This window comes from Streptomyces sp. ATLC9 (assembly GCF_057196705.1).
Window position 1 is genome coordinate 1 of sequence record NZ_JBXUOY010000069.1, and the last position, 21,092, is coordinate 21,092.

The following is a 21,092-nucleotide window of genomic DNA, read 5'->3' on the forward strand; positions in this document are numbered from 1 at the left end:
ACCATCGGCACCCGCCGGACCGGTCGGACCCGTCGCACCGGTCGCACCATCGGCACCCGCCGGACCCGCCGGACCGGTCGGACCCGTCGCACCATCGGCACCCGCCGGACCGGTCGGACCCGTCGCACCGGTCGCACCATCGGCACCCGCCGGACCCGTCGGACCCGTCGCACCGGTCGCACCATCGGCACCCGCCGGACCCGCCGGACCCGTCGGACCCGTCGGACCCGTCGCACCATCGGCACCCGCCGGACCGGTCGGACCCGTCGCACCGGTCGCACCATCGGCACCCGCCGGACCCGCCGGACCGGTCGGACCCGTCGCACCATCGGCACCCGCCGGACCCGTCGGACCCGTCGCACCATCGGCACCCGCCGGACCGGTCGGACCCGTCGCACCGGTCGCACCATCGGCACCCGCCGGACCCGCCGGACCCGCCGGACCCGTCGCACCATCGGCACCCGCCGGACCCGTCGCACCATCGGCACCCGCCGGACCCGCCGGACCCGTCGCACCATCGGCACCCGCCGGACCCGTCGGACCCGTCGCACCGGTCGCACCATCGGCACCCGCCGGACCCGCCGGACCGGTCGGACCCGTCGCACCATCGGCACCCGCCGGACCCGCCGGACCGGTCGGACCCGTCGCACCATCGGCACCCGCCGGACCGGTCGCACCGGTCGCACCATCGGCACCCGCCGGACCGGTCGCACCGGTCGCACCATCGGCACCCGCCGGACCGGTCGGACCCGTCGGACCCGTCGCACCATCGGCACCCGCCGGACCCGTCGCACCGGTCGCACCGTCAGCACCATCGGCACCCGCCGGACCGGTCGGACCCGTCGCACCGGTCGCACCGTCAGCACCCGCCGGACCGGTCGGACCCGTCGCACCGGTCGCACCGTCAGCACCCGCCGGACCGGTCGGACCCGTCGCACCCGTCGCACCGTCAGCACCCGCCGGACCGGTCGGACCCGTCGCACCCGTCGGACCCGTCGGACCCGTCGCGCCATCAGCACCCGCCGGACCGGTCGGACCCGTCGGACCCGTCGGACCCGTCGGACCGGGGCAGAGCCAAACGTAGATGGAGCAAGACAGGGTCTCTTCTCCGTCCTCAGCCTGACTTGAAGGTGCCGCCGGCGCAGAAGCCGCTACCGCGAACTGACCTCCGGACAGTGCGGCCGAGGCGATGGCGACTCCACCGACCAGACTCCACAACTTCTCGCGCCGGCCTCTGAGAAGACCGTAGCGGGAGCGTGCGTTCATCGCTTCTCCTCTGTGGTTGTGTGCGGCTGCTCGGACAGCAGCCGCACATAATATTATTAAAAGTGACGAAAAGTGCACTCCGGGTGAGAGTCGCGATGTCGGCTCTGTCCCTCCGAAACCCGTACAGAACGACAGGTGGCTCAGTGTGTCGACATCGAGGGGAGCGCCCCTGAACAGCGGTGCCGGTGTCCCCGATGCTCCGTTCGAGTCTTGAGAGCGAGTAGCGAAGACGAATCTCCCCGGCTCGAACGGAGACTCGATTTCGCCAAAGAGCCAGTCACGGCGCGGCCCTCTCGTCACCCCTTGGCCTCCGTCACCGCACAGGGCCCATGACCGCCGAGGTCCTTGACGACCACCTGTACGGGGCGGCCGCTCCGCAGGCGGTCACCGACGAGATCGGCTTCGGTTGCCGCGAGGCATTGGGGAGCCGGGTGAGGCGGCGCGAGATCGACGCGGGGACGCGTCCGGGAACGGACGGCTGGGAATCCGCCCGGCCCCTCACGCTCCGGGGTGCCCCGGAGGACCGCCGTCAGCGGGAGACGGTGACCTCCACGCGCTGGAACTCCTTGAGCTCCGAGTAGCCCGTGGTGGCCATGGCCCGGCGCAGGGCGCCGAAGAAGTTCATGTGGCCCTCGGGGCTGTGCGAGGGACCGAGCAGGATCTCCTCGGTGGTGCCGACCGTGCCGAGGTTGACGCGTCTGCCACGCGGCACGTCCTCGTGGACGGCCTCCATGCCCCAGTGGTGCCCGTGGCCGGGCGCATCGGTGGCACGGGCCAGCGGGGAGCCCATCATCACCGCGTCCGCGCCGCAGGCGACGGCCTTGGGCAGGTCGCCGGACCAGCCCACGCCGCCGTCGGCGATGACGTGGACGTACCGGCCGCCGGACTCGTCCAGGTAGTCGCGGCGGGCCGCCGCCACGTCGGCGACGGCGGTGGCCATCGGCACCTGGATGCCCAGCACGTTGCGGGTGGTGTGCGCGGCGCCGCCGCCGAAGCCGACGAGCACGCCCGCCGCACCGGTACGCATCAGGTGCAGCGCGGCGGTGTACGTGGCGCAGCCGCCGACGATGACGGGGACGTCGAGCTCGTAGATGAACTGCTTGAGGTTGAGCGGTTCGGCCGCCGAGGAGACGTGCTCGGCGGAGACGGTGGTGCCGCGGATGACGAAGATGTCCACGCCCGCGTCCACGACCGCCTTGGAGAACTGCGCGGTGCGCTGCGGCGACAGCGCGGCGGCCGTCACCACGCCGGAGTCGCGCACCTCCTTGATCCGCTGCCCGATCAGCTCCTCCCGGACGGGGGCGGAGTAGATCTCCTGGAGGCGGCGGGTCGCCGCGTCCTCGTCCAGCTCGGCGATCTCGTGGAGCAGCGGCTCGGGGTCCTCGTAACGCGTCCACAGGCCCTCGAGGTTGAGCACCCCCAGGCCGCCCAGCTCGCCGATGCGGATCGCGGTGCGCGGCGAGACGACCGAGTCCATCGGGGCGGCCAGGAACGGCAGCTCGAAGCGGTAGGCGTCGATCTGCCAGGCGATCGAGACCTCCTTCGGGTCCCGCGTGCGGCGGCTGGGCACCACCGCGATGTCGTCGAAGGCGTACGCCCGCCTCCCGCGCTTGCCGCGGCCGATCTCGATCTCAGTCACGTGCTGTGCCCTTCCTACGGTCTACGCCCCCAGTATCCCCGAGCGGGGCACCGGGGGCGCGCACCGGGGGCGGGGGGGGGGGGGGGGGGGGGGGGGCCGGGGGGGGCCGCGGGGGCGCCGGCGGGGGGGCGCGGCTCGGGGCCCGGGCGGGGGGGGGCGGGGCCCGCTTCCGGCCGGTCCGTCTCAGCGCCGGGAGTAGTTCGGCGCCTCGGTGGTCATCTGGACGTCGTGCGGATGGCTCTCCTTGAGCCCGGCCGCGGTGATGCGCACGAAGCGGCCCCTGGCCTTCAGCTCCGGCACCGTCCGGCCTCCGACGTAGAACATCGACTGCCGCAGGCCGCCGACGAGCTGGTGCACCACCGCGCCCAGCGGGCCGCGGTAGGGGACCTGGCCCTCGACGCCCTCGGGGATGAGCTTGTCGTCGGCGCCGACCGCCTCCTGGAAGTAGCGGTCCTTGGAGTAGGACTTGGCCTGGCCGCGCGACTGCATCGCACCCAGCGAGCCCATGCCGCGGTAGGACTTGAACTGCTTGCCGTTGATGAACAGCAGCTCGCCCGGCGACTCCTCGCAGCCGGCCAGCAGGCTGCCGAGCATCACGGTGTCGGCGCCGGCGACCAGGGCCTTGGCGATGTCGCCGCTGTACTGCAGCCCGCCGTCGCCGACGACCGGGACGCCGCTCTCCCTCGCGGCGAGGGCGGCCTCGTAGATCGCGGTGACCTGCGGGACGCCGATGCCGGCGACGACGCGGGTGGTGCAGATCGAGCCCGGACCGACGCCGACCTTGACGCCGTCGGCGCCGGAGTCGATCAGCGCCCTGGCGCCGTCGCGGGTGGCGACGTTGCCGCCCACCACGTCGACCGAGGAGTTGGACTTGATCTTGGCGATCATCTCGCCGACCAGCTTCGAGTGGCCGTGCGCGGTGTCCACGACGATGAAGTCGGCGCCCGCCTCGATCAGCGCCTGGGCCCGCTCGAAGGCGTCGCCGGCCACCCCGACCGCCGCGCCGACGATGAGCCGGCCCTCGGCGTCCTTGGCGGCGTGCGGGTACTTCTCCGCCTTGACGAAGTCCTTGACGGTGATCAGGCCCTTGAGCACGCCCTCGCCGTCGACCAGCGGCAGTTTCTCGATCTTGTGGCGGCGCAGCAGCTCCATGGCGTCCGCACGCGAGATGCCCACCTTGCCGGTGACCAGCGGCATCGGCGTCATGACCTCGCGGACCTCGCGGCTGCGGTCGGTCTCGAAGGCCATGTCGCGGTTGGTGACGATGCCCAGCAGCCTGCCGGTCGCGTCGGTGACCGGCACGCCGCTGATGCGGAAGCGGCCGCACAGCTGGTCGGCCTCGCGCAGCGTGGCGTCGGGGCGGATGGTGATCGGATCGGTGACCATGCCGGACTCCGACCGCTTGACCTGGTCGACCTGGTCGGCCTGGCCCTCGATCGACAGGTTGCGGTGCAGCACGCCGACACCGCCCTGCCGGGCCATGGCGATCGCCATGCGGGCCTCGGTGACCTTGTCCATCGCCGCGGAGATCAGCGGGACGTTCACCCTCACGTTGCGCGAGACGTACGAGGAGGTGTCGATGTCCTGCGGGGCCATGTCCGACTCGCCCGGCAGCAGCAGCACGTCGTCGTAGGTCAGCCCGAGTGCGGCGAACTTCGCGGGAACCCCGTCGGCACCGCCGACGCTGCCCGCACTGCCGACGTTGTCCGTCATGACGCCTTCCATGGCACCTTCCCCAATACTCTTGCCCGGCGCGGACGTCCATGCTAACGGGCCCGGGAAGGGCCCCGTGCCGCCCGCGGAACCGTCCGCGGCTCCGGTCGCGGGACCGCCGCCGGACCGCCGAACAGCTGTGGCCGGCCCCGGATCACTGCTCCGCGAGAGCGCGCAGCCGCGACAGGGCTCGATGCTGGGCAACGCGTACGGCCCCCGGGGACATTCCGAGCATCTGCCCGGTCTCCTCGGCGGTGAGTCCGACCGCCACCCGCAGCAGCACCAGCTCGCGCTGGTGTTCGGGAAGGTTGGCCAGCAGCTTCCTCGCCCACTCCGCGTCGCTGCTCAGCAGGGCCCGCTCCTCCGGGCCCAGCGAGTCGTCGGGCCGCTCGGGCATCTCGTCCGAGGGCACCGCGGTGCTGCCCGGCCCGCGCATGGCGGCCCGCTGGAGGTCGGCGACCTTGTGCTGGGCGATGGCGACCACGAACGCCTCGAAGGGCTTGCCGGTGTCGCGGTAGCGCGGCAGCGCGCACAGCACCGCCAGGCAGACCTCCTGTGCCAGGTCGTCCACGAAGTGCCGGGCGTCCCCGGGCAGCCGGGTCAGCCGCGTCCTGCAGTACCGCAGGGCGAGGGGGTGGACGCGGGCGAGGAGGTCGTGGGTGGCCCGCTCGTCGCCCTCCACCGCACGCTGGACGAGGGCACCGATCTCACCGCGGCCGTCCGCCGCGGATGGCGTCTCGTCGTCACGCATCGGTCCATGGTGCACCCGGCGCGGCCGTTCCGCCGCACCCCGTCCGTGGTTGTGCACTGAAGCGTTATGGGCGGGGGCACTCGCTGTCACGTCCCGCGCCCTCCCCTCACGCCTGACCGTCACGTCCCCGAGGAACTCCATACCTCCAGGATGCGGCACACCGGAGATTACGGCACCGGAGCTCCGCCCGGAGCTCCGCCGCCTCACGGCGCCCCGGGGTCGGCGGATCCTCTTCCCGGGCGCACCGGCCACACCCCACGCGCCCCGCGCACACAGTACGTACGACGTGCGAGGACGGCCGCGGGCGGGGAGCGCGGCGGCTCCACCGCTCCGGTGCCGCCGGGTGTCCGCCGTCCGGGAGGAGACCGGACGGCGGACGGGACTTCCACGGCACGCCCTAACGGACGAGACCCCAGCGGAAGCCGAGCGCCACGGCATGTGCCCTGTCGGAGGCCCCGAGCTTCTTGAACAGTCTCCGCGCATGGGTCTTCACCGTGTCCTCGGACAGGAACAGCTCGCGTCCGATCTCGGCGTTGGAGCGGCCGTGGCTCATACCCTCCAGCACCTGGATCTCACGGGCGGTGAGTGTCGGCGCGGCGCCCATCTCGGCCGAGCGCAGCCGCCGCGGCGCGAGCCGCCAGGTGGGGTCGGCCAGCGCCTGGGTGACCGTGGCCCGCAGCTCGGCGCGCGAGGCGTCCTTGTGCAGGTAGCCGCGGGCGCCGGCGGCGACGGCGAGTGCGACGCCGTCCAGGTCCTCCGCCACGGTCAGCATGATGACGCGGGCGCCGGGGTCGGCCGACAGCAGGCGCCGCACGGTCTCGACACCGCCCAGGCCGGGCATCCGAACGTCCATGAGGATGAGGTCGGACCGGTCCGCGCCCCAGCGGCGGAGGACTTCCTCGCCGTTGGCCGCGGTCGTCACACGTTCCACGCCGGGCACGGTCGCGACCGCGCGGCGCAGCGCCTCTCGGGCAAGCGGGGAGTCGTCGCAGACGAGGACGGAAGTCATGATCGCCCTCCGCAGCTCATGCGCATCACCTTAAGCCTCCAGGGCTGGTACGAATCGTCACCTGTGCGGTTGACCGCCCCGGACATCCATCCGGCACTTGTCTGTGTCAACCGCCTCCGCACACTCAACGACGGTCACCCGAAAGAGTTACGGTCTCCGGCGTCCGCTTTCAACACCCTACGTGATGGCGCAGACACGGAGGGGGTATCCCACGCAGATCAGCGGCCGTGTCGTCATTTGCCCTGTTTGGCGGGTTTTCTTTTTATTACTCGCGTATGTCCCAAGAATCCCGAAGATGCATATTTACATCTACTCATACCGTGGATGTACGGTCGTGACTGTTCTCGACTGGTTCACCGGCATCAGTTCGCTTCGAGAGGACGAGCCATGGCAGATTTCTCCCGCCTTCCGGGTCCCAACGCCGATCTGTGGGACTGGCAGCTGCTGGCCGCCTGTCGAGGAGTCGACAGCTCGCTGTTCTTCCACCCCGAGGGGGAGCGCGGAGCGGCCCGCAGCGCACGCGAGGCGTCCGCGAAGGAGGTGTGCATGCGCTGCCCGGTGCGGGCGGAGTGCGCCGCCCACGCGCTCACCGTGCGTGAGCCCTACGGGGTGTGGGGCGGACTGACCGAGGACGAGCGCGAGGAACTCATGGGGCGGGCCCGCACCAGGCTGGTCGGCGCGGCCGGAGCGTAGCGCCGCGCTCCGCACGCCCCCGACACCCCCCACGGATCCGGCCCCCGGCACGTCCGGGTGCCGGGCGCGCCGGACGCGGCCCGCGTCAGCGGCGGGCCGCGTCCGAGAGCCGGTCCAGCATGGCGGCGACCACCGGCACCCGGGCGAGGTCCGGCAGTGTCAGGGCAGCCACCTCGCGCCGCACCTCCGGGCGGATGCCCACGGTCCGCACCCCCCGGGGCCGCACCGACTCCACCGCCAGCTCGGGCAGCACGGCCACGCCCAGCCCCGCACCCACCAGTCCCACCACGGCCGGGTAGTCGTCGGTGGCGAAGTCGATCCGCGGGGTGAAGCCCGCGCTCTCGCACACCTCCACCAGATGCCCCCGGCAGCGCGGGCAGCCCGCGATCCAGGGCTCCCCGGCCAGCTCCGCGAGCCCGACCTCCTCCCCCGCCTCCGCCGCCCGCGCCAGGCGGTGGTCCCGGGGGACCAGCCCCACCAGCCGCTCGGTCAGCAGCGGCCGCACCACCAGATCCCTCCACTCCGGATCGCTCCCCACCGGCCCGGCGGCATCCGGATAGCGGTAGGAGAGGGCGATGTCGCACTCGCCCTCGCGGAGCGCCCGCGCCGAGTGCGGCGGCTGCGCCTCGACCAGCGACACCCGGGCCCCGGGATGCTCCGCGCGCATCGCGGCGACGGCCGCGGGCACGATCGCGGAGCTGGCGCTGGGGAAGGACACCAGCCGGACCCGGCCCACCCGCAGCCCGGCGATGGCGGCCACCTCCTCCTCGGCGGCGGCCAGCCCGGCCAGGATCCCCGCCGCGTGCCGCACCAGCGCCTCGCCCGCCTCGGTGAGGCGCGTCTCACGGCCGGCGCGCACCAGCAGCACAGTGCCCGCCGTCTGCTCCAGGACCTTCATCTGCTGGCTGACGGCGGGCTGCGTGCAGCCCAGCGCGCGGGCGGCGGCCGAGAGCGAACCGGTACGGGCCACCGCGCGCAGCACACGGAGATGGCGGGCCTCGATCACTCCTCCACCATAAGCAGTCCCTGGCCCGCGGCCCGGTACCCGTTCACGTCCTCGAAGGCGCCCTTCCGCCCTGCGCGGCGTCCGGCGGCCCGCGCTTCACGGCGACGACCGGGCGGTGTACGCCTTCACCCGGGAGCACCTGAACGGCTGGGAGGAGGCGCTGGAGCACACCGGGAAGTACGCCTCCTGACGCATCCGGCACGCGGTCCCCCGGCCCCGGCCGGATAGCGTGCCCGTATGACGACTGCACTGATCACAGGGGCCACGGCCGGCATCGGCGCCGCCTTCGCCCGGCGGCTGGCACGCGACGGGCACAACGTGGTGCTGGTCGCCCGGGACACCGAGCGGCTGCGCCGGCACGCCACCGAGCTGCACGACCGGCACGGCGTCGAGGCGTCCATAATCACCGCCGACCTGGCCACCGACGAGGGCATCACGGCCGTCGGGGAACGGCTCGGCGACCGGAAGCACCCGGTGGACCTGCTGGTCAACAACGCCGGATTCGGCAACAGGGGCCGCTATCTGGAGGTGCCGATGGCGGACGAGCTGCGCATGCTCAAGGTGCACTGCGAGGCCGTGCTGCGGCTGACCTCGGCCGCCGCGGAGAGCATGCGCGAGCGGGGCCGGGGCGGCATCGTCAACGTGGCCTCGGTGGCGGCCTTCGTGCCGCGCGGCACCTACGGCGCGTCCAAGGCGTGGGTCGTGCAGTTCACCCAGGGCGCGGCCCGGGACCTGGGGGCGTCGGGGGTGCGGCTGATGGCGCTGTGCCCGGGTTTCGTGCGCACCGAGTTCCACCGGCGCGCGGGGATGTCGGCACAGAGCGTGCCGGGCTGGATGTGGCTGAACGCCGACCGGGTGGTGGACGCCGCGCTGGAGGACCTGGCCAGGGGGAAGACGCTGTCCGTCCCGGACCCGCGCTACAAGGCGCTGCTGGGCCTGGCCCGGCTCGCGCCGCGCGGTCTGGTCTCGCGCGCCTCCTCCACCACCGGGCGCTTCAGTCCGAGGTGAGGCGGGCACTGCCGCCCTTACGGCCGCCCCGGTCCTCGCCCCGGCCCCCGTTACCGTCCCGCACGCGGAAGCGACGAGGCCCGGCCCCCTGTGGGCCGGGGAGCCGGGCCTCGTCGTACCGGCGGGCGGTGCCGCGGGAGCCCGTGCCTCAGTGGGCGTGACCGTGGCCGGCGGCCTCCGGCTCCTCCTCGGCCGGCTTCTCGACGACCAGGGTCTCGGTCGTCAGCAGCAGCGACGCGATGGAGGCGGCGTTCTCCAGGGCGGAGCGGGTGACCTTGACCGGGTCGATGACGCCGGCCTTGACCAGGTCGACGTACTCGCCGGTCGCGGCGTTGAAGCCGTGGCCCTTCTCCAGCTCGGCGACCTTGGAGGTGATGACGTAGCCCTCCAGGCCGGCGTTCTCGGCGATCCAGCGCATCGGCTCGACCAGGGACCGGCGGACGACCGCGACACCGGTGGCCTCGTCGCCCTCCTTGCCCAGGCTGTCGCCCAGCACCTTGGAGGCGTGGACCAGCGCGGAGCCGCCACCGGAGACGATGCCCTCCTCGACCGCGGCGCGGGTCGCGGAGATGGCGTCCTCCAGACGGTGCTTCTTCTCCTTGAGCTCGACCTCGGTGGCCGCGCCCACGCGGATCACGCACACGCCGCCGGCCAGCTTCGCGAGGCGCTCCTGGAGCTTCTCGCGGTCCCAGTCGGAGTCGGTGGTCTCGATCTCGGCCTTGATCTGCGCGACACGGCCCTGCACGTCGTCGGCCTTGCCGCCGCCGTCGACGATGGTGGTGTCGTCCTTGGTGACGGTCACGCGGCGGGCGGTACCCAGCACGTCCAGACCGGCCTGGTCGAGCTTGAGGCCGACCTCCTCGGCGATGACGGTGGCGCCGGTCAGCGTCGCCATGTCGCCGAGCATCGCCTTGCGGCGGTCTCCGAAGCCCGGGGCCTTGACGGCCACCGCGTTGAAGGTGCCGCGGATCTTGTTGACCACCAGCGTGGAGAGGGCCTCGCCCTCGACGTCCTCGGCGATGATCAGCAGCGGCTTGGAGCTGTTGGTCTGGATGACCTTCTCCAGCAGGGGCAGCAGGTCCTGGATGGAGGAGATCTTGCCCTGGTGGATCAGGATGTACGGGTCGTCGAGGACGGCCTCCATGCGCTCCTGGTCGGTGACCATGTAGGGCGACAGGTAGCCCTTGTCGAAGGCCATGCCCTCGGTGAAGTCCAGCTCCAGACCGAAGGTGTTGGACTCCTCGACGGTGATGACGCCGTCCTTGCCGACCTTGTCCATCGCCTCGGCGATCAGCTCGCCGACCTGCTTGTCCTGGGCGGACAGCGCGGCCACGGCGGCGATGTCGGACTTCTCGTCGATCGGGCGCGCGGTGGCCAGCAGGTCGTCGGAGACGGCCTTGACCGCGGCGTCGATGCCCTTCTTCAGGGCGGCCGGGGAGGCGCCGGCGGCGACGTTGCGCAGGCCCTCGCGGACCAGCGCCTGGGCCAGCACGGTGGCGGTGGTGGTGCCGTCACCCGCGATGTCGTTGGTCTTGGTCGCCACCTCCTTCACGAGCTGGGCGCCCAGGTTCTCGTACGGGTCCTCGACCTCGACCTCGCGGGCGATGGTGACGCCGTCGTTGGTGATGGTCGGGGCGCCGAACTTCTTGTCGATGACGACGTTGCGGCCCCTGGGGCCGATCGTCACCTTCACGGTGTCGGCGAGCTTGTTGACACCGCGCTCGAGGGCGCGACGGGCGTCCTCGTCGAACTTCAGGATCTTCGCCATGGTTGCTTGGGTCCTCTCGGAGTCCTCGTCAAAGGAACCGCGCCCCGGCCCCGGACGTCTCGGACGCGGGTACCAGGGCGCGGATCACAGGCAGTCTTCGCGGTGCTTACTTCTCGATGATCGCGAGAACGTCGCGCGCCGAGAGGACGAGGTACTCCTCGTTGTTGTACTTCACCTCGGTGCCGCCGTACTTGCTGTACAGCACGGTGTCGCCGACCTTGACGTCGAGCGGCAGGCGGTTGCCGTCCTCGAAGCGGCCCGGACCGACGGCGAGGACGGTGCCCTCCTGGGGCTTCTCCTTCGCGGTGTCCGGGATGACCAGGCCGGAAGCCGTGGTCTGCTCGGCGTCGAGCGGCTGGACCACGATGCGGTCCTCGAGCGGCTTGATGGCAACCTTGGAGCTGGTGGCGGTCGTCACGATCCGACCTCCCCCTTCGGAGATCTCGGCGGGGTTTGGATGTCTGGGGTGGCGACCTGGTAGATCCGTCGTCGCGGGTGCCGGATCTGCCCGTCGCTTGAGTTGGCACTCTCCATGGGGGAGTGCCAAAGCTGAGACTATGACGGTGTTAGCACTCAGTCAACTGGAGTGCCAGCGCACGGCGCGTTGCGCGCCGGTACGCCGGTACGCTGACCCCGTACCGCGTCACAGGCGCCCGCCCGTCAAGGAGTACCGCCGATGACCGCAGAGCCCCTGCCCGACTGGTTTCACCCGCCGCCCGGCGGCTGGACCGCCGACGACCCGGACCGGCTGCCGCCGGACGCCCCGCGCTTCGAGCTGACCGCGTTGTACCGCGCGCCGCGGTGACGGGCCGGTGAGGTGAGCACCAACCCGGCCCTCGGCGACCCCCTCTCCGCCTTCCAGCGCCTGCTGACCGACGAGGGGCAGGCCCTGCTGGCGGAGCTTCGGTCCTACGACCCCGGGCGGGAGCTGGCCGTCGCCACCCGGCTGCGCCGCGACCACCCGGCCGGGCTGGTCTCGGCGGCCATCGCCCAGGCCCGGCTGCGGCAGCGGGCGGCGGCGAAGTTCGGGGCCGACGACGCGGCGCGGATGTACTTCACCCCCGACGGCGTGGAGCAGGCCACCCGCGCGAGCGTGGCCGCGTACCGCGCCGGCCGCTTCGCCGCCCTCGGGGTGCGGCGGCTGGCCGACCTGTGCTGCGGCAACGGCGGTGACGCCATCGCGCTGGCCCGCGCCGGGATCGAGGTCCTGGCCGTCGACCGCTCCCCGCTGGCCTGCGCCGTCGCCCGCGCCAACGCCGGGGCGCTGGGCCTGTCCGACCGCATCGAGGTGCGCTGCGCGGACGTGACGGAGGTGGACGCGTCCGGCTTCGACGCCGTCTTCGCCGATCCGGCCCGCCGCGGCGGACGCGGCCGGATCTTCGACCCCGAGGCGTACTCGCCACCGCTTTCCCGGGCGGTGGAGGCCGCCCGGCGCGCCCCGCTCGCCGCGCTGAAGGTGGCCCCCGGCATCCCGCACGAGGCGGTACCGGAGGGCGCGGCGGCGGAGTGGATCTCCGACGGCGGGGACGTGAAGGAGGCCGTGCTGTGGTTCGGCGCCGCCTCGCGCGGGGCGCCCCGGGTACGCGCCACCCTGCTGCCCGGCCCCCGCGTCCTGGACTCCGCCGGCCTGCCGGATCCCCCCTGCGGCCCCGTCGGCCGCTATCTGTACGAGCCGGACGGCGCGGTGATCCGGGCGCACCTGGTCGCGGAGGTGGCCGGACTGGTCGGCGGACGCCTGGTCGACCCGACCATCGCCTACGTCACCTCCGACGAACACCGCCCGACGCCGTACGCGACCGCGTACGAGATCACCGACACCCTCCCCTTCAACGTCAAGCGGCTGAAGGCGCTGCTGCGCGAGCGCGGCGTCGGGACGCTGACGGTCAAGAAGCGCGGCTCGGCGGTCGAACCGGAGGAGTTGCGCCGGAAGGTGAAGCCGTCCGGCCCGCATTCGGCCACGGTCCTCCTCACCCGCGCCGCGGGCGCCCCGACGATGCTCCTGGGCCACCCGCTCCGCTGACGGGGACACCCGTACGGGTGACGGTCACGCGTTCCGGTCCGGGTGGCGCACGGGCCGGCGAACAATCGCTCGCGGGGCACCCGGTGCGGCGTAGCCTGACATCAGCGACACGGGGGGACAGCCATGGCCGCCGATCCCATCACCGAACCGGTGAACGGGCCGCAGGACCCCATCGATCTGCTGATCGCGTTCGAAAAGGCCGCAGACGCGCCGATTCGGGCCGAGTACGCCGGGGGGACGGTGATCGTGGCACCGCAGCCCGACGACCACCACAACGACGCCGCGACCGAGTTCTGCCTCCAGCTGCGCTCGGCCGGTTTCCGGCTGGCCGGCATCGGACCGGAGTACCGCGGCTACGCCGCCGCCGGGGTACCGGTCTACGTGCTGGTCCACCGGCAGGAGAACAAGGCGTACGCCTTCTCCGACCCGGTGCGGGAGGAGGACCCGGCCGAGGCCCGCTACGCGACACGGGTCGAGGCGGATCCCGGCCGCCCCCTCCCCCTGCCCGGCCCTACCCGGCGCTGGACACCGCCCCGCTGCTGGAGGGCTGAGGCCGCGCGGCCGGTCAGGACACGTCGGCGTCCGCGCTCTCGAAGCGCCAGCGGTGGACCGGGCGGTGGAGCAACTCCCGCGGCGGTGAGGGGAGTTCGGGGAGGTCGGCGTCGTAGGGCGCGTCCCACCAGGTGATGACCAGGACGCGGTCGGCCGGGGCGGTGAAGGTCTCGCGGCGCGGGGGCGCGGGGGCGAGCGCCTGGGCGCGGGTCCACTCCAGCAGTTCGGCGCCGCGGCCGTCCGCCGCGCGGGCCTCCCACATCAGGGCGACGGTCATGAGTAGAGGTTCTCCGCGCTCGTCTCGTGTACGTGGTCGTGGGCGTGCCCGTGCGAGGCGCCCGGGACGTGCGGTTCGGTGACCGGCAGGGAGGAGTCGGCCGACAGGTCCCAGTCGGAGGGGGCCCGGTCGCGGGCGACCATCTCGGCGCCCAGGGCCGCGACCATCGCGCCGTTGTCGGTGCACAGCTTCGGGCGCGGCACCCGCAGAGTGATGCCGGCCGCCTCGCAGCGCGCCCGGGCCATCGCGCGCAGCCGCGAGTTGGCCGCGACGCCGCCGCCGATCATCAGGTGTTCCACCCCCTCCTCCCGGCAGGCGCGCACCGCCTTGCGGGTCAGCACGTCGGTGACCGCCTCCTGGAAGGAGGCGGCGACGTCGGCGACCGGCACCTCCTCGCCCGCGCTCCGCTTCGCCTCGATCCATCGGGCGACGGCGGTCTTCAGACCGGAGAAGGAGAAGTCGTAGGGCGCGTCGCGCGGTCCGGTCAGCCCGCGCGGGAAGGCGATGGCGTCCGGGTCGCCCTCGCGGGCGTAGCGGTCGATGACGGGCCCGCCGGGGAAGCCGAGGTTCAGCACCCGGGCGACCTTGTCGAACGCCTCGCCCGCCGCGTCGTCGATGGTGGCGCCCAGCGGGCGCACGTCGGAGGTGATGTCGGAGGACAGCAGCAGCGAGGAGTGGCCGCCGGAGACCAGCAGCGCCATGGTCGGCTCGGGCAGCGCGCCGTGTTCGAGCTGGTCGACGCAGATGTGCGAGGCGAGGTGGTTGACGCCGTACAGCGGTTTGCCCAGCGCGTACGCGTACGCCTTGGCCGCCGAGACGCCCACCAGCAGCGCGCCGGCCAGGCCGGGGCCGGCGGTGACGGCGACGCCGTCGAGGTCGCTCGCGGCGACGCCGGCGTCCTTCAGGGCGCGCCGGATGGTGGGGATCATCGCCTCCAGATGGGCGCGGCTGGCGACCTCGGGCACCACGCCGCCGTACCGGGCGTGCTCGTCCACGCTGGAGGCCACCGCGTCGGCGAGCAGCGTGTGCCCGCGCACGATGCCCACGCCGGTCTCGTCGCAGGAGGTCTCGATGCCGAGGACCAGGGGTTCGTCAGCCATGGGTCGTCGTTCCTTGGTGTTCCGTCGCGGTGTCGGGGGCGGGGTCCGGGGCGGGGTCCGGGGCGGGGTCCCGCTCGGGGCCCGGCACGGGGCCGGCCGGGCGGCGCATCACGAGGGCGTCCACGTTCCCGGGCTGGTAGTAGCCGCGGCGCAGGCCGACGGTCTCGAAGCCGAAGCGCTCGTACAGGCGCCGGGCACGGTCGTTGTCCACCCGGACCTCCAGCAGGACCTCGTGGCACCCGAAGTCGGTGGCGGCGGCGAGCAGCGCGGTGAGCAGCCGGGCGCCGAGCCCGGTGCCCCAGTGGTCGCGGGCGGCGGCGATCGTCTGGACGTCCCCGGTGCCGCCCGCGGCGGCGAGTCCGCCGTAGCCGACGACGCGGCCCGCGCCGTCCTCGGCCAGGAGGTAGCGGCGGATGGCGTGCGGGCCGCGTGCGCGGGCGAGTTCGGACCAGAACAGGGCGGGCGACCAGGCGTCGTGGGGGAACAGCTCCCGTTCCAGTTCCAGCACCGGTTCGATGTCCCACCAGCGCATCTCGCGCAGGGCGGGCCGCTCGGCGGGCGCGGTCACCGGGGCGTGACCACCTTGTAGTTGGCCGGCACCCGCGCGTCCGGGCGCCGCAGGTACAGCGGCAGCGGCGGCAGGAAGCCCCCGGCCTCCCCGCCGCTACCGCTCCCGCCGTCACCGGAGCCGGCCGCGAGCCGCTCGGCCGCCAGCGCCGCCAGCGCGGCCGCCGAGACGTGCTCGGGCAGGTCGTCGCGTACGCCGGTGAAGATGTCCGCGTACAGCCGGGCCCCCATGCCCACCGCGGGGACGCCGGCGACCAGCTCGGCGATGTCGGCCGGGCGGTCCACGGCCGGGTCCCCGAGGCGGGTGCGGGCGTCGGAGTAGCGCGCCCAGTACACCTCCTTGCGGCGGGCGTCGGTGGCGACGACGAAGGGGCCCTCCAGTCCGGCCTCCCCGGCGGCGTGGGCGATGCCGTCCAGCGTGCACAGGCCGTGGACGGGGATGCCGCGGGCGGCTCCGACGGTCGTCGCCGTCATCAGGCCGACCCGCAGGCCGGTGTACGGGCCGGGACCGACGCCGACGACGATGCCGGTCACATCGCCGAGCGCGGCGCCGGCCTCGGCCAGGACGCGGTCGACGGCCGGGAGCAGCAGTTCGCCGTGGCGGCGGGCGTCCACCTCGTCGGCGGCTGCGAGGGTCCTCGTCCCGTCGTGCAGGGCGACGGTGACGGCGGGGGTTGCGGTATCCAGAGCGAGCAGGAGCACGCTCTCAGCCTACGGCGCGCCGCGGGCCGCCGGTGCCCGCCCGCGGTACGGCGGCCGCTACCGACTGCTACCGTCGGACCTACGATCACACCGGTCCGCCGGAGCTCCGGCACGGGGCCGGGACCGGCGGGGAAGCGGCGATTACCGGAGGCGGGCGAGACGGTGGCACGGAGCAGCGCGGGTACGTTCGTGGCCGGGCTGACCGCGGCGGCGCTCGCCGTCGTCGGCTTCCTGGCCTACCAGGCGTCCGCCGCGCAGGACCGGCACGGGCCCCCCGGCGAACGCGGGGCCGCCGCGTCGGCCTCCCCCTCCCCGGGCGCCGCGCGGAAGGACGCCGGGGCCGGCGAGGACCGCGGGAAGCCGAAGGAGCGCGAGGAGCCCGCACCGCCGGCCGGCTCCGGCGCCGGTGAGCGCGTCGTGTACTCCCTGCGCGGCGACCGGGTCTGGCTGGTGGGCGCGAACGAGCGGGTCACCCGGACCTACCGCGTCGTCCCCGGTGCGGTGGACCCGCTGCCGGGCGAGTACACGGTGAGCGAGAGCGGCCGCACCGAGCGCGTCACCGGGTCCGACGGGGTACCCGTCGCCCATGTGGTGCTGTTCACCCAGGTGGAGGGGGTCGTGGTGGGCTTCAGTGCCGCCGTGGACGGCTCGCTGCCCGAGGGGCCGCCGAAGGAGGGCACGGGCGGCATCCGCTCCGAGGCCGCGGACGGCGAGGCGATGTGGCGGTTCGCCACGGCCGGTACGGAGGTCGTCGTCGTTCCCTGATCCCCCGCGGCCCCGCACGCGCCGGGAGGCCCCGCTCCGCCGGATCCGCATCCACGTTTGCCCTCCTCCGATTCGAACAGATGGGGAACAGGCGGACGGGCGCTGGAGAAGGGGCGGTGGCATGACACCGGGGACGGACATGACGGCGGACAGGAACAGCGGCGGGCGGCGGTCCGGGGACGCCGGGGACCGGGCGGCGCGGGCCGCCCGGCGGGCGGACGAGTCGGCCCGGGAGGCCCGGGAGGAGCGCCGGGAGACCGAGAAGGAGCGGGCCGACCGGCGGTGGACGGAGCTGCTGCAGGAGGTCAGGGTCGCCCAGATGGGCATCCAGATCCTGCTCGGCTTCCTGCTGAGTGTCGCCTTCACCGAGCGGTTCACCGAACTGGGGCCCGTGGACCGCAACATCTACGTCGTCACCGTCGTCCTCGGCTCGGCCGCGACCGGCACGCTGATCGCCCCGGTGGCCCTGCACCGCTTCGTCACCGGCCACCGGATGAAGCCGCAGACGGTGGAGTGGGCCGCCCGCCTCACCGTCACCGGGCTGGTCCTGCTGCTGTGCACGGTCACCTGCGCACTGCTGCTGATCCTGCGCGTGGTGCTGGACAACGGCATGGCCTGGTGGATCGTCGGCGCGCTGTTCATGTGGTTCGTGGGCGCCTGGTTCCTGCTGCCGGCCTGGGCGCGCCGTGTCGGGCCGAGGCAGGAGGAGCGGGAGGGGTGGAAGCAACGCTCCTAGCGCCGGCGGGAGCGGCGCCCTCCGGCACCCTCCGGTTCCGTACGGGCCCTCAGGCCGCCTCGGCCCGGGGGCCCTCGCCGTCCTCCGGGGGCTCCCCGGGAGTGGCGCGGCTCTCGATGGCCGGCGGTGTGGAGACCGCGTCGGCCGCGGCGCACGAGGCCAGCAGATCGCGCATCGGTACCGCTCCGGCGCCCGCCGGTCGCCCGGACGTACCGGCGCGCGCGTTCCGCTCGGCCGTCCCGGGCTCTCGCTTCCCTGCCTCCATGGGTCCTCCCGTGGCTCATGGGGCGGGAGTGGTAAGGCGTACCTAACCACTCCTTCCGGCCTCCATGTGAACACGCCGGGGGCACCGCGCGCAACATCTTGCCGACACGGTGTCGGAACCCGGGACGCGGCGTGCACCGGGCGAGGTGCGGTGCCTGCGGGCCCCGGCCCGCTACGCGCCCTCCCCCGGCCCGGCGAGGGCGGACAGGTCCTGCCCCGACCAGCGCCCGCCGACGCCGGTCACCGTCACCGTCCGCGCGTCCTCACCGGGGGCCGCGTCCGCGTCCGCCGCTCCCACGGACCGCTCGATGACCACGTGCAGCCGGTCCTCCGACAGTTCCTCGACCTTCCCCTCGCCCCACTCCACGACCACCACCGACTCCGGCAGCGAGACGTCGAGGTCCAGGTCCTCCATCTCCTCCAGACCGCCGCCGAGCCGGTAGGCGTCCACGTGCACCAGTGCGGGCCCGTCACCGAGCGGAGGGTGGACCCGGGCGATGACGAAGGTGGGCGAGGTGACCGCGCCGCGCACGTCCAGCCCCTCCCCCAGTCCGCGGGTGAGGGTGGTCTTGCCCGCGCCCAGCTCGCCGGTGAGCAGGACGAGGTCGCCGGGCAGCAGCAGCCGGGCCAGCCGCCGGCCCAGCTCCCGCATCCGGTCAGGGGTCGCTACGCGGATCCTCGCGGTCCGTCCGGAGCTCCGGCCCTCCTGTGGGTCCCGGGGTTCCGGGGGGTTGTGCCGGCTCTCCGGAACGGCCCCGGGGGCGGTCCCCGGAGCCCGGTGGTGCGGTGTGTCCATGGGTGTGGATGGTACGCGTCAGCAGCTCGGCCAGGTGGTCGTTGACCGTCTCGGGGTGCTCCAGCATCACCAGGTGGCCCGCGCCCTCCACGACCACCAGGTCCGCGTGCGGCAGCACCCCGGCCATCGCCTCGCTGTGCTCGCGCGGGGTGAGCAGGTCGCGGTCGCCGGTGAGGATCAGCGCCGGCCGCCCCTCCTCGAAGGCGGTCAGCGCGTCGGTCTTCTCGTGCTCGGCGAAGGCGGGGTAGAAGTCGGCGACCACGTCGACCGGCACCGACTCGATCAGCCGCTCCGCGAAGCGCGCCACCCCCGGGTCCACGTCGCGGGTGCCGAACGAGTACCGCTTGACCAGCCCCGTGAAGAGGTCGGCGGTCGCCCGCCGCCCCCGCTCCACCAGATCGGCCCGCGCGGCCAGCGTCCTGAGCACCCCCGGCGCCATCCGCCGCAGCGCCCGGGCCCCGGCGGCGGGCAGCCCGAAGGTCACCTCCGTGAGGTTGCCGGCCGAGGTGCCCAGCAGGGCCACCGCGGCGACGCGCTCGGCGATGTACCCGGGATGGCGGTGGGCGAGGGCCATCACCGTCATCCCGCCCATCGAGTGGCCGGCGAGGACGACCGGCCCGGTGGGGACGGCGGCGTCGAGCACCGCCTTCAGGTCGCGTCCGAGCCGGTCCATGGTGACCGTCTCGCCGGGCCGCCCGCGGCCGGAGCGGCCGTGGCCGCGCTGGTCCCAGTAGACGGCGCGCAGGGCGGGGGTGGGGGGCGCGGTGGGCGCGGCGCCGCGCAGGGCGGCCCGCTGGAAGTGCCAGACGTCCTGGGCGAGGCAGTAGCCGTGGCTGAGGACGACCGTGGGCGCGCCCTCGGGTATCGCGCCCTCCGGCTCGTCGGTCTCGTAGTACAGCTCGGTGCCGTCGTCGGCCACGGCCCGGCCGGGGGTGCCGCGCAGCGAGCCGTACGGTCCGGCCGCGTCCAGGGCCAGGCGCGCCCTGTGGCGCACCGCCCGGTGCACGGTCAGCCGCTCGACGGCCACCCCCGCGGCCACCCCGGCCGCCGCCAGTCCCAGTACCGCGCCGGCCACCCCCGCGCGGCGCGCCCATCCGCCGCCTGCGTCCCTCATGCCCGCGTCACGCCTCCGCGTCCAGGTGGACGCGCGGCACCCGGACGCCGATCCGGGTGACGATCTCGTACCCGATGGTGCCCACCGCGCGGGCCCAGTCCTCGGCCGTCGGCTCGCCCGCGTCGCCCGGCCCGAACAGGACCGCCTCGTCGCCCTCCGCGGCCGCGTCGCCACCCAGGTCCACCACGAACTGGTCCATGGCCACCCGCCCGGCGACCGTCCGCCACTTGCCCGCCACCAGCACCGGCCCGCCTCCCGAGGCGTGCCGGGGGACGCCGTCGGCGTAGCCGGCCGGGACCAGGGCCAGGGTCGTCTCGCCGGGGGTGGTGTAGTGGTGGCCGTAGCTCACCCCGTGCCCGGCGGGCACCCGCTTGACCAGGGCGAGGCGGGCGCGCAGGGTCATCACCGGCCGCAGTCCGAAGTCCGCCGGCACGCCGATCTCCGGGGAGGGCGAGAGGCCGTAGACCGACACGCCGGTGCGCACCAGGTCGAAGTGCGCCTCGGGGAGGGTGAGGGTGGCGGGCGAGTTGGCGATGTGCCGCACCTCCGGGTCGAGCCCGGCACGGGCCGCGGTCGCCAGTGCCTCGCGGAAGGCGGCGAGCTGGGCGGCGATGGAGGGGTGGCCGGGCTCGTCGGCGCAGGCGAAGTGCGACCACACCCCGGTGACCTTCACCGTGCCCTCGGCCTCGGCGGCGCGGGCGGCGGCGGTCAGCGCCTCCCAGCCGGCGGGCTGGCAGCCGCCCCGGCCCAGCCCGGTGTCGGCCTTCAGGTGGACGCGGGCGGTACGGCCGCGGGCGCGGGCGGCGGCCGTGATCTCCCCCAGCGCCCACGGGTCGCTCGCCGACACGTCGACGTCCGCCTCGATCGCCTCGTGCCAGGGTCCGCCGGGCGTCCACAGCCAGCACAGCAGCCGGCCCCGGTCCCCGGCGGCGCGCAGCGCCAGCGCCTCCTCGGGGGTGGCCGTCCCCAGCCAGTCGGCGCCCGCCCGCCGCGCGGCTCGGGCGCAGGGGACCATGCCGTGGCCGTACGCGTCGGCCTTGACCACGGCCATCAGCCCGGCCCCGGTCCCGGCCGCGCGCTCGCGCAGGGCGCGGACGTTGGCGCGCAGCGCGGCCAGGTCGATCTCGGCGCGGACCCGGTGCGCGTCCGGGCGGGGCCGCGCTGCCGTGCCGGTGGCGGAGGGCTCACTTACGACGTCCATCGCCCACCAGTGTCTCAGGTCCCCCTCCGGCCGCCTCCCGGCCCGCCCGGTGGGCGGGGCGCGCCCCGGACCGGGTGCCGGGCGCACGCCCCCGGCACTCGCGGGGGCACGGCCGGTGGGACGCCTGCGCCGGACGCTCGGGGAC

At 74.2% G+C, this 21,092-nt stretch carries 21 protein-coding genes; 6 read left to right on the forward strand and 15 right to left on the reverse strand.

Translation table 11 applies throughout. From position 1 onward, the window contains the following. Positions 1 to 1,795: 1,795 nt before the first annotated feature. The 4 genes from AC2CJA_RS10405 to AC2CJA_RS10420 form a co-directional block, all read right to left on the reverse strand. Entirely contained in the window at positions 1,796 to 2,905 is a 1,110-nt protein-coding gene (locus AC2CJA_RS10405) for a GuaB3 family IMP dehydrogenase-related protein (protein ID WP_484602377.1), read from the reverse strand. Positions 2,906 to 3,088: 183 nt separating this feature from the next. Continuing rightward, positions 3,089 to 4,618 carry an IMP dehydrogenase gene (guaB, locus tag AC2CJA_RS10410; RefSeq protein ID WP_484602378.1) on the reverse strand — a complete coding sequence of 510 codons (1,530 nt, stop codon included), beginning with the start codon at positions 4,616 to 4,618 and terminating at the stop codon, positions 3,089 to 3,091. 154 nt (positions 4,619 to 4,772) lie between these two features. Next, positions 4,773 to 5,369 carry a sigma-70 family RNA polymerase sigma factor gene (locus AC2CJA_RS10415; protein WP_281250789.1) on the reverse strand — a complete coding sequence of 199 codons (597 nt, stop codon included), beginning with the start codon at positions 5,367 to 5,369 and terminating at the stop codon, positions 4,773 to 4,775. A 397-nt stretch (positions 5,370 to 5,766) separates the two neighbouring features. Continuing rightward, positions 5,767 to 6,378 (reverse strand): response regulator, encoded by a 612-nt coding sequence (locus AC2CJA_RS10420; RefSeq protein ID WP_345747978.1) that lies wholly within the window; start codon positions 6,376 to 6,378, stop codon positions 5,767 to 5,769. 387 nt (positions 6,379 to 6,765) lie between these two features. On the opposite strand from AC2CJA_RS10420, the gene AC2CJA_RS10425 reads away from it, so the two are divergent. Beyond that, a complete protein-coding gene (locus AC2CJA_RS10425) occupies positions 6,766 to 7,071 on the forward strand; it encodes a WhiB family transcriptional regulator (RefSeq protein ID WP_093660691.1) in 306 nt (101 codons plus the stop codon). A gap of 85 nt (positions 7,072 to 7,156) precedes the next feature. Here the strand turns inward: AC2CJA_RS10425 and AC2CJA_RS10430 are convergent, their stop codons facing one another. Then, complete coding sequence (locus AC2CJA_RS10430; RefSeq protein WP_484602379.1) at positions 7,157 to 8,077, reverse strand: LysR family transcriptional regulator; 921 nt, start codon at positions 8,075 to 8,077, stop codon at positions 7,157 to 7,159. 237 nt (positions 8,078 to 8,314) lie between these two features. Here AC2CJA_RS10430 and AC2CJA_RS10435 point away from each other — a divergent pair, with 237 nt between their 5' ends. Further along, positions 8,315 to 9,085, forward strand: a complete 771-nt coding sequence (locus AC2CJA_RS10435) for an SDR family NAD(P)-dependent oxidoreductase (RefSeq protein ID WP_484602380.1) — start codon at positions 8,315 to 8,317, stop codon at positions 9,083 to 9,085. Positions 9,086 to 9,233: 148 nt separating this feature from the next. Here AC2CJA_RS10435 and groL read toward each other — a convergent pair whose 3' ends face one another. Together groL and groES are read right to left on the reverse strand one after the other, a co-directional pair. Next, a complete protein-coding gene (gene groL / locus AC2CJA_RS10440; protein WP_484602381.1) occupies positions 9,234 to 10,853 on the reverse strand; it encodes a chaperonin GroEL in 1,620 nt (539 codons plus the stop codon). 106 nt (positions 10,854 to 10,959) lie between these two features. Beyond that, positions 10,960 to 11,271, reverse strand: a complete 312-nt coding sequence (gene groES, locus AC2CJA_RS10445; RefSeq protein WP_093851420.1) for a co-chaperone GroES — start codon at positions 11,269 to 11,271, stop codon at positions 10,960 to 10,962. A gap of 258 nt (positions 11,272 to 11,529) precedes the next feature. Between groES and AC2CJA_RS10450 the strand changes: the two genes are divergently transcribed. Further along, positions 11,530 to 11,658, forward strand: a complete 129-nt coding sequence (locus AC2CJA_RS10450; RefSeq protein ID WP_484602382.1) for a hypothetical protein — start codon at positions 11,530 to 11,532, stop codon at positions 11,656 to 11,658. Positions 11,659 to 11,670: 12 nt separating this feature from the next. Continuing rightward, positions 11,671 to 12,873, forward strand: a complete 1,203-nt coding sequence (locus AC2CJA_RS10455; RefSeq protein ID WP_484602383.1) for a class I SAM-dependent methyltransferase — start codon at positions 11,671 to 11,673, stop codon at positions 12,871 to 12,873. A gap of 565 nt (positions 12,874 to 13,438) precedes the next feature. Here the strand turns inward: AC2CJA_RS10455 and AC2CJA_RS10460 are convergent. The 4 genes from AC2CJA_RS10460 to tsaB are packed head-to-tail and all read right to left on the reverse strand — an operon-like array spanning position 13,439 to position 16,071. Beyond that, positions 13,439 to 13,702: a hypothetical protein gene (locus tag AC2CJA_RS10460; protein WP_484602384.1), complete on the reverse strand. Its 264-nt coding sequence runs from the start codon at positions 13,700 to 13,702 to the stop codon at positions 13,439 to 13,441. Continuing rightward, positions 13,699 to 14,802: a tRNA (adenosine(37)-N6)-threonylcarbamoyltransferase complex transferase subunit TsaD gene (gene tsaD, locus AC2CJA_RS10465; protein WP_484602385.1), complete on the reverse strand. Its 1,104-nt coding sequence runs from the start codon at positions 14,800 to 14,802 to the stop codon at positions 13,699 to 13,701. The genes AC2CJA_RS10460 and tsaD overlap by 4 nt, the downstream gene beginning before the upstream one ends. Next, a complete protein-coding gene (gene rimI, locus AC2CJA_RS10470; RefSeq protein WP_484602393.1) occupies positions 14,795 to 15,334 on the reverse strand; it encodes a ribosomal protein S18-alanine N-acetyltransferase in 540 nt (179 codons plus the stop codon). The genes tsaD and rimI overlap by 8 nt, the downstream gene beginning before the upstream one ends. Before the next feature lie 32 nt (positions 15,335 to 15,366). Beyond that, entirely contained in the window at positions 15,367 to 16,071 is a 705-nt protein-coding gene (gene tsaB, locus AC2CJA_RS10475) for a tRNA (adenosine(37)-N6)-threonylcarbamoyltransferase complex dimerization subunit type 1 TsaB (RefSeq protein WP_484602386.1), read from the reverse strand. A 162-nt stretch (positions 16,072 to 16,233) separates the two neighbouring features. Here tsaB and AC2CJA_RS10480 point away from each other — a divergent pair, with 162 nt between their 5' ends. Both AC2CJA_RS10480 and AC2CJA_RS10485 read left to right on the forward strand, forming a co-directional pair. Beyond that, on the forward strand, positions 16,234 to 16,836 hold the full coding sequence (locus AC2CJA_RS10480) for a hypothetical protein (protein WP_484602387.1): 603 nt from the start codon (positions 16,234 to 16,236) through the stop codon (positions 16,834 to 16,836). Positions 16,837 to 16,957: 121 nt separating this feature from the next. Next, positions 16,958 to 17,572 carry a DUF6328 family protein gene (locus AC2CJA_RS10485; RefSeq protein ID WP_484602388.1) on the forward strand — a complete coding sequence of 205 codons (615 nt, stop codon included), beginning with the start codon at positions 16,958 to 16,960 and terminating at the stop codon, positions 17,570 to 17,572. A gap of 49 nt (positions 17,573 to 17,621) precedes the next feature. On the opposite strand, the gene AC2CJA_RS10490 is transcribed toward AC2CJA_RS10485, so the two are convergent. The 4 genes from AC2CJA_RS10490 to alr form a co-directional block, all read right to left on the reverse strand. After that, complete coding sequence (locus tag AC2CJA_RS10490; protein WP_484602389.1) at positions 17,622 to 17,747, reverse strand: hypothetical protein; 126 nt, start codon at positions 17,745 to 17,747, stop codon at positions 17,622 to 17,624. A 261-nt stretch (positions 17,748 to 18,008) separates the two neighbouring features. Continuing rightward, on the reverse strand, positions 18,009 to 18,488 hold the full coding sequence (gene tsaE, locus AC2CJA_RS10495) for a tRNA (adenosine(37)-N6)-threonylcarbamoyltransferase complex ATPase subunit type 1 TsaE (RefSeq protein ID WP_484602390.1): 480 nt from the start codon (positions 18,486 to 18,488) through the stop codon (positions 18,009 to 18,011). A 4-nt stretch (positions 18,489 to 18,492) separates the two neighbouring features. Further along, positions 18,493 to 19,746 carry an alpha/beta fold hydrolase gene (locus AC2CJA_RS10500; protein ID WP_484602391.1) on the reverse strand — a complete coding sequence of 418 codons (1,254 nt, stop codon included), beginning with the start codon at positions 19,744 to 19,746 and terminating at the stop codon, positions 18,493 to 18,495. 7 nt (positions 19,747 to 19,753) lie between these two features. Beyond that, positions 19,754 to 20,947 carry an alanine racemase gene (alr, locus tag AC2CJA_RS10505; RefSeq protein ID WP_484602392.1) on the reverse strand — a complete coding sequence of 398 codons (1,194 nt, stop codon included), beginning with the start codon at positions 20,945 to 20,947 and terminating at the stop codon, positions 19,754 to 19,756. Between the last annotated feature and the right edge of the window lie 145 nt (positions 20,948 to 21,092).

What these genes read in the sequence shown, in the direction of transcription:
- guaB (WP_484602378.1), bottom strand. Translation starts at nt 4,618, where the DNA reads ATGACGGACAACGTCGGCAGTGCGGGCAGCGTCGGCGGTGCCGACGGG.
- tsaD (WP_484602385.1), bottom strand. Translation starts at nt 14,802, where the DNA reads ATGGCTGACGAACCCCTGGTCCTCGGCATCGAGACCTCCTGCGACGAG.
- AC2CJA_RS10435 (WP_484602380.1), top strand. Translation starts at nt 8,315, where the DNA reads ATGACGACTGCACTGATCACAGGGGCCACGGCCGGCATCGGCGCCGCC.
- tsaE (WP_484602390.1), bottom strand. Translation starts at nt 18,488, where the DNA reads ATGCGGGAGCTGGGCCGGCGGCTGGCCCGGCTGCTGCTGCCCGGCGAC.
- AC2CJA_RS10500 (WP_484602391.1), bottom strand. Translation starts at nt 19,746, where the DNA reads ATGAGGGACGCAGGCGGCGGATGGGCGCGCCGCGCGGGGGTGGCCGGC.
- AC2CJA_RS10450 (WP_484602382.1), top strand. Translation starts at nt 11,530, where the DNA reads ATGACCGCAGAGCCCCTGCCCGACTGGTTTCACCCGCCGCCCGGCGGC.
- AC2CJA_RS10460 (WP_484602384.1), bottom strand. Translation starts at nt 13,702, where the DNA reads ATGACCGTCGCCCTGATGTGGGAGGCCCGCGCGGCGGACGGCCGCGGC.
- AC2CJA_RS10490 (WP_484602389.1), bottom strand. Translation starts at nt 17,747, where the DNA reads ATGCGCGATCTGCTGGCCTCGTGCGCCGCGGCCGACGCGGTCTCCACA.
- AC2CJA_RS10425 (WP_093660691.1), top strand. Translation starts at nt 6,766, where the DNA reads ATGGCAGATTTCTCCCGCCTTCCGGGTCCCAACGCCGATCTGTGGGAC.
- rimI (WP_484602393.1), bottom strand. Translation starts at nt 15,334, where the DNA reads ATGCGCTGGTGGGACATCGAACCGGTGCTGGAACTGGAACGGGAGCTG.
- AC2CJA_RS10420 (WP_345747978.1), bottom strand. Translation starts at nt 6,378, where the DNA reads ATGACTTCCGTCCTCGTCTGCGACGACTCCCCGCTTGCCCGAGAGGCG.
- alr (WP_484602392.1), bottom strand. Translation starts at nt 20,947, where the DNA reads ATGGACGTCGTAAGTGAGCCCTCCGCCACCGGCACGGCAGCGCGGCCC.
- groL (WP_484602381.1), bottom strand. Translation starts at nt 10,853, where the DNA reads ATGGCGAAGATCCTGAAGTTCGACGAGGACGCCCGTCGCGCCCTCGAG.
- AC2CJA_RS10415 (WP_281250789.1), bottom strand. Translation starts at nt 5,369, where the DNA reads ATGCGTGACGACGAGACGCCATCCGCGGCGGACGGCCGCGGTGAGATC.
- AC2CJA_RS10485 (WP_484602388.1), top strand. Translation starts at nt 16,958, where the DNA reads ATGACACCGGGGACGGACATGACGGCGGACAGGAACAGCGGCGGGCGG.